This is a genomic window from Vibrio scophthalmi (assembly GCF_040869025.1).
GTDB lineage: Bacteria > Pseudomonadota > Gammaproteobacteria > Enterobacterales > Vibrionaceae > Vibrio > Vibrio scophthalmi.
Genome location: NZ_CP134272.1, coordinates 658,643 through 673,972, shown reverse-complemented (window position 1 = coordinate 673,972; position 15,330 = coordinate 658,643). Strand labels below are relative to the sequence as shown.

The 15,330-nt window shown below is 44.9% G+C and carries 16 protein-coding genes; 6 read left to right on the top strand and 10 right to left on the bottom strand.

The genetic code is table 11. From position 1 onward, the window contains the following. Nucleotides 1-61 precede the first annotated feature (61 nt). The 9 genes from RJD38_RS18055 to rbsD form a co-directional block, all read right to left on the bottom strand. Nucleotides 62-2,176: a TRAP transporter permease gene (locus RJD38_RS18055; protein WP_065546795.1), complete on the bottom strand. Its 2,115-nt coding sequence runs from the start codon at nucleotides 2,174-2,176 to the stop codon at nucleotides 62-64. Between the two features lie 112 nt (nucleotides 2,177-2,288). Further along, nucleotides 2,289-3,293 (bottom strand): TAXI family TRAP transporter solute-binding subunit, encoded by a 1,005-nt coding sequence (locus RJD38_RS18050; protein WP_367971670.1) that lies wholly within the window; start codon nucleotides 3,291-3,293, stop codon nucleotides 2,289-2,291. Between the two features lie 404 nt (nucleotides 3,294-3,697). Next, nucleotides 3,698-4,861: a conjugal transfer protein TraF gene (locus tag RJD38_RS18045; RefSeq protein WP_065546794.1), complete on the bottom strand. Its 1,164-nt coding sequence runs from the start codon at nucleotides 4,859-4,861 to the stop codon at nucleotides 3,698-3,700. 558 nt (nucleotides 4,862-5,419) lie between these two features. Next, nucleotides 5,420-6,424, bottom strand: coding sequence for a substrate-binding domain-containing protein (locus RJD38_RS18040; protein ID WP_065546793.1), 1,005 nt, complete (start codon nucleotides 6,422-6,424; stop codon nucleotides 5,420-5,422). Between the two features lie 17 nt (nucleotides 6,425-6,441). Next, nucleotides 6,442-7,359, bottom strand: a complete 918-nt coding sequence (gene rbsK / locus RJD38_RS18035; protein ID WP_367971669.1) for a ribokinase — start codon at nucleotides 7,357-7,359, stop codon at nucleotides 6,442-6,444. A 191-nt stretch (nucleotides 7,360-7,550) separates the two neighbouring features. Continuing rightward, nucleotides 7,551-8,555, bottom strand: a complete 1,005-nt coding sequence (locus RJD38_RS18030) for an aldose 1-epimerase family protein (protein ID WP_065546792.1) — start codon at nucleotides 8,553-8,555, stop codon at nucleotides 7,551-7,553. Between the two features lie 50 nt (nucleotides 8,556-8,605). Further along, complete coding sequence (gene fucP, locus RJD38_RS18025) at nucleotides 8,606-9,928, bottom strand: L-fucose:H+ symporter permease (protein ID WP_065546791.1); 1,323 nt, start codon at nucleotides 9,926-9,928, stop codon at nucleotides 8,606-8,608. A 64-nt stretch (nucleotides 9,929-9,992) separates the two neighbouring features. Beyond that, the gene (gene rbsK, locus RJD38_RS18020; RefSeq protein ID WP_065431476.1) at nucleotides 9,993-10,919 is read right to left on the bottom strand and encodes a ribokinase; all 927 of its coding nucleotides are present in this window, start codon (nucleotides 10,917-10,919) and stop codon (nucleotides 9,993-9,995) included. Between the two features lie 32 nt (nucleotides 10,920-10,951). Next, entirely contained in the window at nucleotides 10,952-11,371 is a 420-nt protein-coding gene (gene rbsD, locus RJD38_RS18015) for a D-ribose pyranase (protein WP_005595339.1), read from the bottom strand. Between the two features lie 434 nt (nucleotides 11,372-11,805). Here rbsD and RJD38_RS18010 point away from each other — a divergent pair, with 434 nt between their 5' ends. Beyond that, nucleotides 11,806-11,961, top strand: a complete 156-nt coding sequence (locus RJD38_RS18010; RefSeq protein ID WP_083163775.1) for a DUF3012 domain-containing protein — start codon at nucleotides 11,806-11,808, stop codon at nucleotides 11,959-11,961. Between the two features lie 265 nt (nucleotides 11,962-12,226). Beyond that, nucleotides 12,227-12,775 carry a hypothetical protein gene (locus RJD38_RS18005; protein ID WP_065546790.1) on the top strand — a complete coding sequence of 183 codons (549 nt, stop codon included), beginning with the start codon at nucleotides 12,227-12,229 and terminating at the stop codon, nucleotides 12,773-12,775. Nucleotides 12,776-12,880: 105 nt separating this feature from the next. Here RJD38_RS18005 and RJD38_RS18000 read toward each other — a convergent pair whose 3' ends face one another. Beyond that, nucleotides 12,881-13,177, bottom strand: a complete 297-nt coding sequence (locus tag RJD38_RS18000) for a hypothetical protein (protein ID WP_009385160.1) — start codon at nucleotides 13,175-13,177, stop codon at nucleotides 12,881-12,883. Between the two features lie 219 nt (nucleotides 13,178-13,396). Between RJD38_RS18000 and RJD38_RS17995 the strand changes: the two genes are divergently transcribed. The 4 genes from RJD38_RS17995 (at nucleotide 13,397) to RJD38_RS17980 (ending at nucleotide 15,265) form a co-directional block, all read left to right on the top strand. Further along, nucleotides 13,397-13,933, top strand: coding sequence for a DUF924 family protein (locus tag RJD38_RS17995; protein WP_065546789.1), 537 nt, complete (start codon nucleotides 13,397-13,399; stop codon nucleotides 13,931-13,933). Then, the gene (locus tag RJD38_RS17990; RefSeq protein WP_065546788.1) at nucleotides 13,934-14,530 is read left to right on the top strand and encodes a LysE/ArgO family amino acid transporter; all 597 of its coding nucleotides are present in this window, start codon (nucleotides 13,934-13,936) and stop codon (nucleotides 14,528-14,530) included. It abuts the gene before it with no gap. Between the two features lie 79 nt (nucleotides 14,531-14,609). After that, nucleotides 14,610-15,020 carry a VOC family protein gene (locus tag RJD38_RS17985; protein ID WP_065546787.1) on the top strand — a complete coding sequence of 137 codons (411 nt, stop codon included), beginning with the start codon at nucleotides 14,610-14,612 and terminating at the stop codon, nucleotides 15,018-15,020. Further along, nucleotides 15,017-15,265, top strand: a complete 249-nt coding sequence (locus RJD38_RS17980; RefSeq protein ID WP_065546786.1) for a Rho-binding antiterminator — start codon at nucleotides 15,017-15,019, stop codon at nucleotides 15,263-15,265. The genes RJD38_RS17985 and RJD38_RS17980 overlap by 4 nt, the downstream gene beginning before the upstream one ends. Nucleotides 15,266-15,330 lie beyond the last annotated feature (65 nt).

Below are 15,330 nucleotides of genomic sequence, written 5' to 3'. Positions count from 1 at the left end.
ACATTCCACTCTCTATTCTCTATTCTCTATTCTCTATTCTCTATTCTCTATTCTCTATTCTCTAAGCTTCTTTCATCACTGCCGTTTGAATCCGCGCGCTGTAAACAAAAGCCAGAATAAATAACACTAAAGCACTTAACCTAACCGCCATCGCGATATCAGGCCAAATCAAGACTCCCCCTATCACCGCCATACCGATCCGAAGCCACCATATTAAAGGCCCTTCTAGATACCCTTCTATTGCCGCGATCAGTGCATAGGTTCCAAAAATCGCAAACACACCAACTTGCAAAACCTCCACTAGAGACCAACTCACTAAGCCGTTATAGGCAATCAAAAGTGGAACTAAATAAAGACCTTTTGCAATTTTCCATGCCGTTAACCCGGTGCGCATCGGCGGAGTTTTCGCTATCGTTGCCGCAGCGAAAGCGGTTAAACACACTGGTGGCGTGACATTGCTGTCTTGTGATAACCAAAAAATGATCAAGTGAGCAGACAATAACGCAAGCGCCACCGTTTCAATACCTAAGCTCTGTTCAAGTAACGTTGCCATAAAATCCGCAGGCACTAAGGTTAATAATTGCTTCGCTTGCTCCGCCGACATTGGCGCATCAAGTAAAGAGAGTTTATCAGGCGCTGCTAACATAAAGATCGCTTTGGCTTGTTCTGGTAGCTCACCCAATATTAGCAGTTCAATCAACTGACGCTCCGCCAGCAATTTATACAATGCCGGAGCAGATAAAGTGCCCAGCACAATATAAGCCGCCGTAACGGGCAGTCCCATGCCCAACACTAACGAGGCCAACGCAATCAAGCCGATCATGAGCAACAAATCCCCTTGAGCCCAACTATCGATCATCAATGAAAATGTGTTGCCGATCCCCGTCGTACTAATCACATTCACCACTAAACCAATACCCACCAGCAATACTGCCGTTGTCGCCATGTTGCGAGCGCCTAATGCAAGCGCCTCAACAATCTCACTCACTCCCATCTTGTAATCTTTCGAAAACCAACTCGCCACAACCACTGATATGATCGACAAACCCGCCGCATAGGTTGGTGTAAACCCATGAATAAGCAGGGAAACCAATACAGCGAGCGGGATAAGGTTATGCCAACCGGAGAGCAAAACTTGTGTCAATGAGTGTTCTGAGGCAGTGATCTTCTGCACCCCGGTTCGTTTGGCTTCAATACGTACAAAAAAAGCAACGGACAAGAAATAGATCAGCGCAGGCATAAATGAAACGGCAATGATATCGACATATGGAATTTGAGTATAAGAGGCCATGATAAACGCGCCCGCGCCCATCACAGGTGGCATTAGCTGCCCTCCCGTGGAAGCAGCAGCCTCGACCCCGGCAGCAAAACGCGCCGGGAAACCCGCTTTACGCATCAAAGGAATACTGATCACACCGGTAGAAACAGTATTCGCGACACTAGAGCCAGAAACTGACCCCATCAAACCACTGCCAATCACAGCGATAAACCCTGGGCCGCCAATTACTTTTCCTGCTGCGGCACGGGCAACATTGATAATGTAATCTCCCATTCCAGAGCGAACGAGAAACGCACCAAAGAGGATAAACATAAACACAAAGCTCCAACTGATGCGTGCAATGGGGCCAAACATCCCTTCAGATGAATAGAAGCTTCGATAGAGTAACGTTTCCAAGCTCAAACCAGGGAAATGGAAGATACCCGTTGCCCATTTCCCCCACCACACCACGTAGCTTAAGCAAACGATAATCAGAATAGGTATAAACCAACCCATGGTGCGGCGAATTAACTCGGTGACGATCACTATCGCGAGTATGGCAAATACCCAATCGGCGGTCACAAACTTGACGCCACGTTGATACAATGCATCTTCCGCCAAAGGTAAATAGATAAGGCACGCAATAGCACCCAGCGCTAAACAAATATCGAGGCCTAGAGCCCAACGACTATTCGTAAGAGAGCGATGAGGTGGATAGAGCAAAGCACAGATAACCGCAAAGCCCGCAAAGTGCGTCACGGAAATCCACAGCTCTGAAAGCGTTGCAAACGTATTGAACCAGATGTGCAAAAGAGAAAGTAATACACACCAGACGGTGATGGTGACACTTAACCATTTGAGGTTGCTACGTGTTGCCAGTTCAAACTGACTCAATGATGCTTGTTGGGTGTCACTCATAACTACTCCATGTCCAATGAGAGACAAACCGCCGCAACTCGTTTAACTGAGTTGAGGCGGGATTGCTAACTTATATTCAAGCTTTCTGATAATGATGACTTGTCGGTAAAGACTATTTAAGGATCAATGAATCGGGCACTTCAATGCCCATCTCTTGATAGTATCTCGCCGCGCCAGGATGAAGCGGGACAGGTAGCCCAGCAATCGCCTTTTCTAACGCCATGGCTTTAGTCGCTTTATGAATACCTTGTAAAAACGTCAAGTTTTCATAAATCGCTTTAGTTAACTCGTAAACATCCTGCTCAGAAACATCATCTCTCACCGCAAGAAAGTTCGGTTGAGCAATTGTGGTAATGGTTTCTTCAACACTTGGATACGTGCCCGCAGGAATTTCATACTTGGTCCACAAATTATAATCGCCGTTGGCTTGCTTAATTTGTTCATCCGTAAAAGATAAGATTTGAATATCATCGCCCAAGGCAGCAAAAGCTTGTGTGACGGCGCCAACTGGCACACCTGCTGGGGTATTCATGCCTTTAATCGTGCCGTTTTGTAACGCACTAGCACTGCCACCATAACCCATATGGGCGAGGTTGAACCCATCGGCATCAATCCCGAGCCCCTTCATGATCTGACGACCTGAATTTTCTGTACCTGAGTTTTTTTTACCGATGGAAAACTTCTCATCTTGCAGATTATTCAGATCGGCAACGGTCCCCGTCTTAGCTAAATCACTGCGTACGATAAAATGCTCCACATTCTGCCACAACATCGAGACTGAACGTAACTCTTCTTGTCGGCTTTTATAAGGTCCTTCACCATTCCAAGCCCAAGCACCATACAGACCTTGTAAAATGGCGAATTGCGCTTCATTTTCATTGAGAAGCTTGACGTTTTCACCCGAGCCAGCGGAGCTGATCGCCGATAGAGAGAAATGATATTTCGGCGCTAACTTCACCTTACTCAGTGTGGCCAGCGCAACACCAACGGGATAGTAAGTTCCCCCTGTCGATGCCGTTGCAAGAATATAACTACGATCTTGCGCAGATACTTGAGTGGTAAAACCCATACACGCGGCGGCAATTGTAAGGGCTTGAACTAATCGATTCGACTTCATAGAACTCTCCGTGTAAACCATAAAGTGCTATACGCAAAACACATAGCAACCATGGATATCCATCACTATGAAGAGCGGTCAAAATGAATCTAGCCACTCTACATGTTGCAATATTTGGGTATCCGAGGGGACAAACGGCTCAGTGTCAGCGTCAATAACGGGCAAGTAATTCCACAACACTAAGGGCATCTATTTAAGGTAAGACAATTTATCTGCTGGAGGAAGGATCAAGATCGCACTTATCGATAACAATAATTTAACACCCATGTTTACACTCGCGCTTATATAAAAAAGAGCGACCCGCAGGCCGCTCTTTCGTTGTTTCTTGGCTATTTATAACGCGATCATCATAAATATCGCCGTTAGCACGCTATAGATGACCACTTCTCAACCGTTACCACCGATTAAAAAGTGAAGGCCAGATTCGCAGATGCACCAAACTGATTTTCGCCCGCGTAAGAACCTGCAATATCGAAGCTCACAGCATCGAATGGGCTAATACCAATACCAGCAGTAATCGAATCATCAAGCGTGTCTTCGAGATCCATTTCGTAACCTGCGCGAAGCTGTGCCCAACCCCATGCATTTCCCTCGACACCAAAGCGAAGGAATTGAGTGTCATCATTCAACTCTTTAAAACGCTTTTGTTTGGTGAGGTCAAAATCAACACTCGCAGCAAGGTATTCACCCGCATAACCCAAACCAATTGTCGCTTGTGGATTTAACTCGTAGGTATAGCGACCTATCGTAGCATCTAGAACTTCAGTCTCTATCTCTTGAGCAAACAAGTTCTTCATCGCCAGGCCAGCACGCAATGGACCAGAGTGCCAAGCCATACCAAGATCGACGTTAAACGCTGTTTTGCTGCGCTCACTTTTATCATAATCATCTAGATCAAAGTTATCGATAAAATCGACTTGTGAGTAAGTCAGTAGATTTTGGTATTTTGGTGAAATACCAAACGCAATATTTTGGTCTCCAAGCTCAAAGCTTTTCGCAAAAGATAATCCAACTTCGGTAACACCAAAAGCAACCATGGCAAATTTTGACTCATCATAACGTTGTTTCACTTGGTCAGCGCTATCACCTTTATCTGGTGTAATCATGGTTGCCGCAATCACTTCAGTGTAACCACCGCCGAATAAGTTCACCGATACCGCGCGAGTTGGGATAGCCACGGCGAAATTAAGACCAGCCGTGACAGCCACAGGAGCATTGCCTTCAAGCTCATCCATAAATTTATTTAGCTCTGCAGCGTCAGACGGTGTTGCACCAGTAAAATCGCCGTAACGGTCATACAAATCTTGCGCGTCATCGATGGTCTGAATCGTTTCATCTTGGTCGTGAGCGGTTAAGCCAAAAGCTGGGAACAAAATGCCAACATCGTCGTTATCACGATGCAGTGCTCCCAATGCAGGGTTATGGAAAGGGGCAAGCAAATAGTCGGCAGAGACCACACCGGTGTTACCCATACCGTTACTGCGCGCATCCGCCATTTGAGTTGCTGCGATTGAAGAAGTTGAGATGGTTCCCAACGCACATACCACTGCGAGAGTTGTCTTTTTCATAATCGATCCATGTTAATTCTGATTGTTATTCATACCTATACCGCCCAGTTATGACACAAACAAGGCCGTAAGCCGGTTCAGTTAGGTTTATTTCATTCTGACGGTAAACTTTTTAACTAGTATTAAATCACCCGTCCAGCATCAATAGTGATCGAGATTCCATAATGTGTGGTTGCTCAACTCTTTGCATGATAAGGCGAGAAAAAAATCAACAAATCCACCTGAGACAAATAAATCATCCGATTAGATAAAAGAAGAGCGAGAAGCGAGAAGCGAGAAGCGAGAAGCGAGAAGCGAGAAGCGAGAAGCGAGAAGCGAGAAGCGAGAAGCGAGAAGCGAGAAGCGAGAAGCGAGAAGCGAGAAGCGAGAAGCGAGAAGCGAGAAGCGAGAAGCGAGAAGCGAGAAGCGAGAAGCGAGAAGCGAGAAGAATATCTGACTGGTGCTAGTTGTAAACCAATTGAAGGATATAAACGAGTTTTATTGTTCGCCAGCGAGATGAGCGCATGTAATCACAATATAACTCGTTATATTAGAGTGTTAAGAGTGTTCCATCATCGATTAAGACTGAATAGCAACGCTACTGCGCTCCACCAGCGTCGGTTCTAATTGGATCACTTGCGTTTCATCGCAACTGTTATCCAATTTACGTAATAAGGTTTCTACTGCAGCTTGGCCCAAACGATATTTAGGCTGGTGAATCGTGGTTAATGATGGAGACATGAATTTGGCAATTTGAATATCATCGTAACCAATGAGCGAAAGCTCTCCAGGAATCGCGATACCTTTTTCATTGGCAGCATTGATCACCCCCATCGCCATCATGTCGTTACAAACAAAAATCGCGCTCGGCAGTGGCCCTTTTTGGTACATGCGATTAAAGGCCTCATACCCACCATCACACTCGAAGTTAGACTCGATAATCCAGCTCGGATGAAACTCCAAGCCTTCCTCATTTAACGCACGCTTATAGCCTTCATAACGCATTTGCGCTTGATAGCGGTTTAATGGCCCGGTAATACAGCCGATTTCATGATGACCGCATTCAATTAGATATTTGGCGGCGATGTAGCCACCTCGTAGAGAGTTGTCTTGAATTTTATCACTGGCAAACAGCATCGGGCCCCAATCCATTACCACCACTGGCACATCAGGATATTTGTCGAAAATCTCAATGTGCTCCCCTTCTAGAGACGAACACATGAGAATTAAGCCATCGACGCGTTTTTGCAGCAAGGTGCTGATCGACGTCGTCATACGCTCTTGATCCCCTTCGGTATTACACAGGATCAAGTTGTAGCCTTTTTGGTAGCAGCTGCGTTCCACGCCTTTCACCACTTCACCAAAAAAGGGGTTACTTGAGGTGGTGACCAGCATGCCCAAAGTTTTAGTGCGATTAGTCTTTAAACTGCGCGCCAACACTGAAGGAGAATAATTAAGCTCTTGAGCGGCACGATTCACCCGCTCAGCAATTTCTTCGCTTACATAGCGCGATTGGTTGATAACATGACTTACTGTTGAGGTGGATACACAAGCCAATTTGGCAATATCTTTCATGGTTGCCATGCTATCTTACTCCTAAATTACTGCTGGGCGAGGAACACCTCGACTTCTTCACGATGCGGAATAGACGTTTGCGCACCAAAACGAGTGACGCTGATTGCGGCTGCCGCATGAGCAAACTTAATCGCTGATTCTATAGACATTTCTTCAAGCAAACCAGTGACAAATGCACCATTAAATGTGTCCCCTGCAGCAGTTGTGTCCGTTGCTTGCACTTTAAAGCCCTCAATCAACTGACCAACGCCATGTTGACTCAACCAAACGCCTTTAGCGCCTAAGGTAATTATCACCGTAGCGATGCCTTTTTGATGCAAAGCATCCGCCGCTTGTTGCGCTGAAGTATCGCATTGCACCGTAATGCCAGTTAACACTTCTGCTTCAGTTTCATTCGGAGTGATTAGGTCAACGTTTTGTAGCAACGCATCTGGCAGCTCGCGCGCTGGAGCTGGGTTTAGGATCACTTGAGTATGGTTCTGTTTCGCAACCTGAGCCGCTCGCTCAATACCTGCTAGCGGTGTTTCCAACTGCATCAATAGATACTGTGCGTTTGCAATCGTCACCAAGTCATCCTCAATCGCGTCAGCCGTGAGATAATCATTGGCCTCAGCAGACAAACAAATACTGTTTTCACCGCTGTCAGACACTTGGATCATCGCAATACCCGTCGGGCAGTTTGGCTGCATCTTAATGCCTTTGATGTTGATCCCATCCAAACGGAAACTTTCACGAATATTGATACCAAACGAATCATCACCGACACAAGCAATAAAACCAATATCAGCATTTAAGCGCGCTGCAGCGACCGCTTGGTTCGCGCCCTTACCGCCGGGAATAACTTGATAGTTGCGACCATGCAACGTCTCGCCAGGGCGAGGAAAAGAAGGCACTTGAAGAACATGGTCTGCATTAACACTACCGAGCACAACTAACTTATTCATTGGGTAATCCTTGGTTCGTAAAGAACGCTTTTTAAACATAATTTTTTAAACAAATGACTTTGGCTTTTCAGCGCTAGTGGGATGTCCACTCAATACGGATCACTAAAAAACCAAAGGCATCAGCCTTCACTCTCTTTCACATGAGTACCCCATACTGGTATGAAAGAGAGTAAAGAATGGTAGCGTTTACTCTAACGAATACCAGTGCGCACCGTGAAACAGCGCTCTTCATGCGGCTGAAGATAGATTAACGTGCCTTTTTCTTTAGCGGTTAAAAACCCTTCCGGACGACAGGTCGCTGGCAAAGCGTAGGCAGCGACTTGCTGATCACCGCTGCGCAAAATCCAACGCGTAGCACTGTTAAATTCATCAGTGCTAAATTCTGTCACCATCTGTTTATCGCCAACCGTCATATTAAACACCGCGCGCTTAGCGTATTGCGAGATGTTATCCATACAGTAAACGATCTCAGGATCGTACATCTCTGGTGTATTTAAGGTTTGGATCGGGGCGGAGGTTTTCAAGCTCTCATTGTACGCTAACCACTGTTCATTAGGCTGAACATGAGCAGGAATCGTTTCGCGCAGTTGTAATGCGTGATCCGGAATATTTTGCGTCATTACCGCATTATCAAAGTACGCAGCATTGATATGACACATATATTGCAATGGCATCGGCACTGTGGCGAGGTTTTTCACGCTCATTTGAATATCAAACAAGCTAGCATCTTTAGCTAAGCTGACAGAAGGCTGCGCTAAATAGTGATCACCAAAACCCATCACATATTCATAGCTGCCTTTTATCGTTACAGCATTCTCGCTGATTTCTAACCAAGCGCTATCCATCGCAGCACACGGCATTTCACCATGTAATACATGATCATCTTGAGGCGTGGGACACCCCATACGGATCATGCCAGCATGGAAGGCAAAGCAACCGTACGTTTCCACAATTGATTTAGCAGGTTTGGGTTCCGAGAACATGTTCTTCATGCATAAATCGGTACCAAGAAACTCTGCATCCCAAATCATCTGTCCCATAAATGGTAAGATAACCAAATGACCTTTTGAGTTTTTAATCTCAACCGCTTGAATACCTGAGTTGTAGGTAAAGGTATTGATCTCGAAAGATGCCGACTGCGCGATAAGCGTTTTTTCTTTACCAAACTGATCTTTGTATAACGGAATAGTAAACATAGTAACCTCTCAAAATGGTCACCCTTTGCAGAGTGACCACTGTTATTCAATTATGCTTTCGCCGTTGTATAAGTGAAAACTTGTTTGTACTTCTTCTCACTGAGGAAATAACAGAACACAACCGCAAAACACGCTGCATTGACAATGAATGAGGTTTGCATACCCATGTTATCAGCCAGTAGACCTTGCACCACAGGAATAGCCGCACCACCAATAATCGACATCACCACAAAACCACCCGCGGTTTCTGTGTAACGAGTATCAACCGATTGCAATGTTGAAGCGAAAATAGTGGCCCAACATGGTGCGAATAACGCAGAGGTGCCCACGGCAACCCATACCGCGCTGAAGTTTGGCACGAAGGTGACATACAGTAAGCACATAAAGCCCACCGCAGAGTAACCCATCAAAACGTTTTCTTGTGATGTTTTGGTAAATAGGTAGTTCGCAAGTAGTTTACCTAAGAAGTACATGATAAAGGCGTACAGTAGGTAGTTTGCCGCATCGTGCTCGACCATGGTTGAGTCCATTTCAAGCGCAAGACGAATCGTGAATGACCATACCGCTACTTGCATACCAACATACGCAAACTGAGTCGCAATCCCTTTAAAGAAGCGAGAATTACCCGCAAGGTATTTCAAGGTTTCACCGAATGATGGTTGGTCTTCTTTGTTATCAGCTACCGCTTTACAGTTCGGGTACTCCGTAATGGCAATGAGGATAGCAACCGTGGCAATCACACCCACTAACCATTTGTATGGTTCTAATGTTTGTTGCAAAACCTGCTCTTTAAACACTTCAAGCTCTGGGCCTGTTAGTGTGGCCATCATATGTCCCACATCCACACCTTCTTGGAAAATGAGGTGCTTACCAAGTAGTAGACCGACAATGTAACCCATCGCATTGATGGTATGTGAAATGTTCAAACGCAGTGTTGCGCGTTCAGGCTCACCAATCATTGCCGAATAGGTATTGCATGAGGTTTCAAGGAAAGATAAACCAATCGCAATACAGAAAATCGCCGCTAAGAACATGGTGTATGTCCCCGCATGAGACGCAGGGAAAAACATCATACAACCAAAGATATACAGAGCTAAGCCAAGCAAAATCGCGAGTTTATAAGATGTCTTCTTCACCACCATCGATGCCGGAATCGCCACAAGGAAGTACGCACCGTAAAACGCAGATTGCACCAACGCCGAGGCAAAGTTAGACAGATCAAAAATCGATTTAAACTGAGTAATTAGCACGTCGTTAAGTGCCGCAGCAGCAGACCACAGTGCAAACACGGACGAAAGCAGCAAAAACTGGAATATTGGAGTTTTGTTTAGGTAACCGTCGACATGTTGCACGGTATTGTTTCTAATAAACATAATGTACCTTCCATTCTCCCCATCACCCAAGGGTAAACAATTACCCTGAGTGACAGGTTATTATTTAAATATTATTTTTTTGGAATTCGTTGAATGCTTCAACGGTAGGGTATGAAGACTGCGTACCTTTACCGGTAACCGAAAGCGCTGCAAATGCTGAGGCTTTCTCTATCGCCAGTTGTACGTCGCCTGTTTCGGTAAAGAAATGAGAGAAGCAACCAATAAAGGCATCTCCCGCTCCTGAGGTATCAATCGCATTCACTTTGACAGGCTCAGTAAGCAATTCACATTGCTTTGAAATCCACAATGAACCTTGTGAGCCCATAGTCACGATCAGATTTTTTAAACCATGGTCAAACAGTACACTCGCTGCTTGCTTGATCTCTGCGATGGTCGACACCGGTTTACCGGTCAATATCTCCAACTCTGTCTCGTTCGGCACAAAGAAGTCACATTTACAGGCATATTCAAGAGACAACTCGGCAACCGCTGGTGCAGGGTTTAATAGCACTTTGATGCCATGTTTCTGACCAAAATCGATCGCGTGATAGACAGTCTCAAGTGGCACTTCAAGTTGCAGCACGATTAGGTCTACGGTTTTCAATGTCTCTTGAGCATTATCAATATCGGCAGGAAGCAAGCTGTTGTTGGCGCCTTTTACAATCAAAATCGAATTCTGCGAGGTTTCCGTGTTAACAAAAATCGGCGCTACGCCAGTACTAACGCCGGCCACTTTCCCTACGAATTGCGTATTCACGCCCTGCGCTTGATAGTTACTTAATGACATTTCACCAAACTGATCATCACCCACTTTCGACAACATCAGAACGTGCGAGCCTAATCGAGCTGCCGCGACAGCTTGGTTTGCACCCTTACCGCCATTACCAATACAAAAAGATTCCGCTTCTAATGTTTCGCCGCCTTTTGCTAAACGGTTCCCGTAAGTAATCAAATCAACGTTGGTAGAGCCAATCACCGCAATTTTCTTCATCTTCATTTTCCTATTACGTTTTTGGTCGACGATTAAAAAACCACACCAGCTTGAAAGATAACGTTGGCATAAGGCGTGCACTCGCCAGTGCGAATCACCGCTTTGCTCTCATGAGTCCGTAGCTTAAATTGCTCATGAGACACATATTGAATACGGAAAGTTTTATTGCATCGGGCTTGCTCTGCCTCGAGCTCAGCCATTAAGGCTTGATGAAGTTCAGGACTCACATCAGCGAATTCTTGTGCCATCACGACACCTTCGATTTGGGACTCGGTTAAGATGACACGCACGGTATCAATAAAGCTTGGCACGCCATGAGTAAGCGCTAGATCAATACGAGAAACAGCATCAGGGATAGGTAACCCCGCATCACAAATAGTGATTTCATCAGTGTGGCCTAGCGTCGCTAGTAGATAAGAAATGTCTGAATTTAGTAGGGTTGTTTTTTTCATTTCATCGACCTTTCGATTACACGTCTTGCAACATTACGTTCTTACAAAATTAGGTCACGATGAGGCTTAATATTTTCTCTTTTCTTGTTCATCAAACGCCCATCGAAACGTTTCGATGAGATGATAATCAAGCGAGTTTACTTTGCATTAGGATTACAACCGTTGTGTGAGTTTGATCTTTTCATCGCCGAGTTCGACTTAAATAATAGTGAAGTTGTTCACAAAACGGCTTGTTCCGTTATTATTACTAGAGGTAAAGCTTCTCTATGCCGAAAATGAGAACGGTAAATTGCAGTGCGATCTGCGCTGTAACTTTAGTAGAAACAAGATTAGCTTGAGCAACAACAGCGATTACACTGATATTTCAGCGTAGCAATTGGTGTTAACCACCTAAAATATCAAGAAAAATAGTATTAAACGATTAAGGAAAATCCATGAAAAAAATATTAACCGCCATCGGCCTTAGCTTGTTTTTGATGGGTTGTACAGAAGTAGGAAGCGAAGCTTGGTGTAGTGATATGGAACAGAAAGCAAAAGGTGATTGGACTGCGAACGAAGCAAAAGACTACGCCAAACACTGTATTTTCTAGATTAAGTGTATTGGTTGTTTTATCGGCAAGCTTGTATTCACCATAGGCAAGGTTTATTCTACAGCAATCATGACTCAACGCCCTATTAAGCCGTCGAACAAATCCAGGCTGAGAACACGCCACATCGGTGTTTTGTCATATCTGAATACAACTTGATACTCGCAGGGCAGGATATTTTTCACTAAAATATTCTCCCCTAGTTACTAAAAGCTAATCAGCCACAAAATCACACTGACATCGGCTGTTTTGAGTAGTATTTTCGCTTATGGACCAAGATAAATTTACCAATATTTATCGCTTGCCAACCGCCTTGCAAATTCGTATTGGCCGCTGGCAGCAAACCTTTAATGGTACGTCAGATATTGTATTGCATGACGCGATTGAAGCGCGTAACAAGTACTTTAAACAAGCGGATTTTTTCCCTGCTGGCTGGCACATTAAGCCCTTTAAGTTAGACGACATATCCATCACTCAACACGGTAAGTACATCCAAACCGCGTTACGTACCATGTTGGATAGAAAAGTCTCATACAAACGTGTTTATCTATCACGCGTTCCGTTGGAGCAGGCAGAACCCGCACTACATGATTACAAGTTAGAGTGGATCAAAAAGCACAATCGCGTGGCGAATAAATACAACCAAATTAAGAAAAAGCAGTTTATGCGCTTTGCGCATGAAGAGGTTGAAACGCTCTACCCTTCGATTCCGAAAAGCGAGTTTGATCGTCAGCTTTGGAACAAATTGGTACGATCTGAATTGGGATCAGAGAAGAAGTTTGATAACCCTTACTTTGTCAAAAAGGCGTGCTTCTAACCAGTGTTATCCATGAGACAAGCGAAGTCGAATTGCGATAAATCACCAAAAAACGCAAAGGGGAGCTTTTCGCTCCCCTTTCTTATTTGATTGTCTCGCGCCAAACTAGCGACTCGGTTTTAGTAGTAAGTTGTTACGTGCTAGCCCTTTACGCACACTACTGCACATCTTACCAAAACGTCGAATCTCATCAAATTGGGGGATGATGCCGCGTGACAAAGCACTCTGCCAATAGGTGAGTTCACCATCAACCATCTCCAGCAACTTTTTAGGACAGCCGACACAATTTCCTTTGCTACCACAAACATAGGTTTCAGGCTCATATAAAGGCAGCTCTTCCAACACTTGCGTGATGATGTCTTGCATCGCAGTGATGCGATCTGGCTTTTTCAATATCGACATAATTAATTCAGCACGTAGATTACGGGCGACAAATTATATGCCTGACCAGACAAATATCAACTCCCTGGCGTTTATTTATTCCGCACCTCGTTGGCGAGTAAGCTTGCCATTCTGTCACTATTGAATCTGCGCTATATTGTTAAATCAATCGCTTGGAAGGCAACCTATCGCCAACAGGCGTACTCTAGGCAAAACGCTCGTGTAAAGAAAGGAGTTCACATGCAACAACAAGTTCTCGATTTTTGGTTTAACCAACTCGAAGCAAAAGATTGGTTCGTTGCCAATCAAGAGGTTGATAACGCCATCCGTGATCAATTTGGTGATTTACTCAAGCAAGCATCACAAGCGGAACTGTTCACATGGCGCGTCACACCGGAAGGTCGTTTAGCCGAGATCATTGTGCTTGACCAGTTTTCACGCAATATTTACCGCAATACCCCACAGGCTTTCAGCCAAGATCCATTAGCGCTCGGGCTTGCGCAGGAAGCGATTCGGTTAGAGGCTGACAAGTCACTCACCACCATTGAACGATCCTTCTTATACATGCCTTTTATGCACAGTGAGTCTTCTGCTATTCATAAACAAGCCGTCGTTCTATTTTCTCAACCGGGCATGGAAAATAACTACGATTTTGAACTCAAGCACAAGCTAATCATTGACCGCTTTGGCCGTTACCCACATCGAAACGCAATCTTAAGCCGTGAAAGCACAACCGAAGAAATCGAGTTTCTCAGCCAACCGGGCTCTAGCTTCTAAATGAGTACCTATCTTGCTGGATTGGCGCTAGGACTATCACTGATCATTGCGATTGGTGCGCAAAATGCATTTGTTCTAAAGCAGGGTATTCAACGCCACCATGTCTTTTTAGTCTGCTTACTGTGCGCGGCCTCGGATGCCATTATGATTGCGGCCGGAGTTGCCGGGTTTGGCGTGTTGATAAAGCAATTTCCGAATTTGGAACTGTTTGCACGTTACGGCGGAGCACTGTTTCTATTTTGGTATGGCTTGCGCAGTCTCTATGCCGCATGGAACACCAACCATGCATTAACCCCACAAGGCGATTCGCAAGCCAGTGCTGGACGTACTGCATTACTCTGCTTGGCTTTTACTTGGCTCAATCCCCATGTCTATCTTGATACCGTCGTATTATTAGGTTCGATTTCCACCCAGTACGAACCCAATAAACTACACTTTGCCTTAGGTGCTATCTCAGGATCATTCTTATTTTTCTTTGCCCTAGGATACGGTGCAAGATTACTTGCTCCAATATTTCGCCATCCACGCTCATGGAAGGTGTTAGAAGCAATCATTGGCATCGTAATGCTGCTACTGGCTGCAAAATTGCTCGTGTAGGATTGTAGGTTGAATATAGTATGTTTAATAGAGGATCACTCACTGAGCTAGATAAACGTTATTGCGTAGGTAATTTGATATGATTGAGATCATTGGTTTAGACCACCTCGTGTTGCGTGCTAGTCGAATCACAGCAATGCTTGAGTTTTATCACCACATCCTCGGTTGCCGTATCGAGCGTACCCTACCCGACCTAGGCTTAACGCAACTCAGAGCCGGTCACGCTTTGATAGACATCGTGGCTGTTGACAGTGAACTGGGACAATTAGGCGGTAAAGCACCACAGCAAAATGGTCGCAACCTTGACCATTTTTGTTTACAAATCGCCGCTCGCGACGAAGACACTCTATTACGTTATCTCCATCAGCATGATATTCAAACCGAATCGTTTGTTGAACGTTATGGTGCACAAGGCTTTGGCCGCTCGCTCTATATCAGAGATCCTGAAGGTAATATCGTCGAACTCAAACCGTTTAAGGAACCATCATGATTTCATGCCAGCAATACGATTACCTTGAAATAGCCTGTCTTTATCATTTTTTGGTACGTATCACCCTAAGAGATCAATCCGTGTACGAAGGTGTCGCGCAAGACACACGCTATAACGAGCATCATCAAGAGTGTTTATTAATAAAAATCAAACAAGAAGAAATATTGCTACCAACAGAGTTAATGGTTTCACTCCAAGCACTCTCCGACAACCCTCACTTCTCTTTGATTGAGTTCAACGCATAATAATTCCAGCCATTTGGCTGGAATTTACTTACCTGTTTTCACCGAATTTGCACTCAGCGACCACA

Coding starts and splice junctions, on each gene's coding strand:
- RJD38_RS18055 (WP_065546795.1), bottom strand. CDS start 2,176: ATGAGTGACACCCAACAAGCATCATTGAGTCAGTTTGAACTGGCAACA.
- RJD38_RS18050 (WP_367971670.1), bottom strand. CDS start 3,293: ATGAAGTCGAATCGATTAGTTCAAGCCCTTACAATTGCCGCCGCGTGT.
- RJD38_RS18045 (WP_065546794.1), bottom strand. CDS start 4,861: ATGAAAAAGACAACTCTCGCAGTGGTATGTGCGTTGGGAACCATCTCA.
- RJD38_RS18040 (WP_065546793.1), bottom strand. CDS start 6,424: ATGGCAACCATGAAAGATATTGCCAAATTGGCTTGTGTATCCACCTCA.
- rbsK (WP_367971669.1), bottom strand. CDS start 7,359: ATGAATAAGTTAGTTGTGCTCGGTAGTGTTAATGCAGACCATGTTCTT.
- RJD38_RS18030 (WP_065546792.1), bottom strand. CDS start 8,555: ATGTTTACTATTCCGTTATACAAAGATCAGTTTGGTAAAGAAAAAACG.
- fucP (WP_065546791.1), bottom strand. CDS start 9,928: ATGTTTATTAGAAACAATACCGTGCAACATGTCGACGGTTACCTAAAC.
- rbsK (WP_065431476.1), bottom strand. CDS start 10,919: ATGAAGAAAATTGCGGTGATTGGCTCTACCAACGTTGATTTGATTACT.
- rbsD (WP_005595339.1), bottom strand. CDS start 11,371: ATGAAAAAAACAACCCTACTAAATTCAGACATTTCTTATCTACTAGCG.
- RJD38_RS18010 (WP_083163775.1), top strand. CDS start 11,806: ATGAAAAAAATATTAACCGCCATCGGCCTTAGCTTGTTTTTGATGGGT.
- RJD38_RS18005 (WP_065546790.1), top strand. CDS start 12,227: ATGGACCAAGATAAATTTACCAATATTTATCGCTTGCCAACCGCCTTG.
- RJD38_RS18000 (WP_009385160.1), bottom strand. CDS start 13,177: ATGTCGATATTGAAAAAGCCAGATCGCATCACTGCGATGCAAGACATC.
- RJD38_RS17995 (WP_065546789.1), top strand. CDS start 13,397: ATGCAACAACAAGTTCTCGATTTTTGGTTTAACCAACTCGAAGCAAAA.
- RJD38_RS17990 (WP_065546788.1), top strand. CDS start 13,934: ATGAGTACCTATCTTGCTGGATTGGCGCTAGGACTATCACTGATCATT.
- RJD38_RS17985 (WP_065546787.1), top strand. CDS start 14,610: ATGATTGAGATCATTGGTTTAGACCACCTCGTGTTGCGTGCTAGTCGA.
- RJD38_RS17980 (WP_065546786.1), top strand. CDS start 15,017: ATGATTTCATGCCAGCAATACGATTACCTTGAAATAGCCTGTCTTTAT.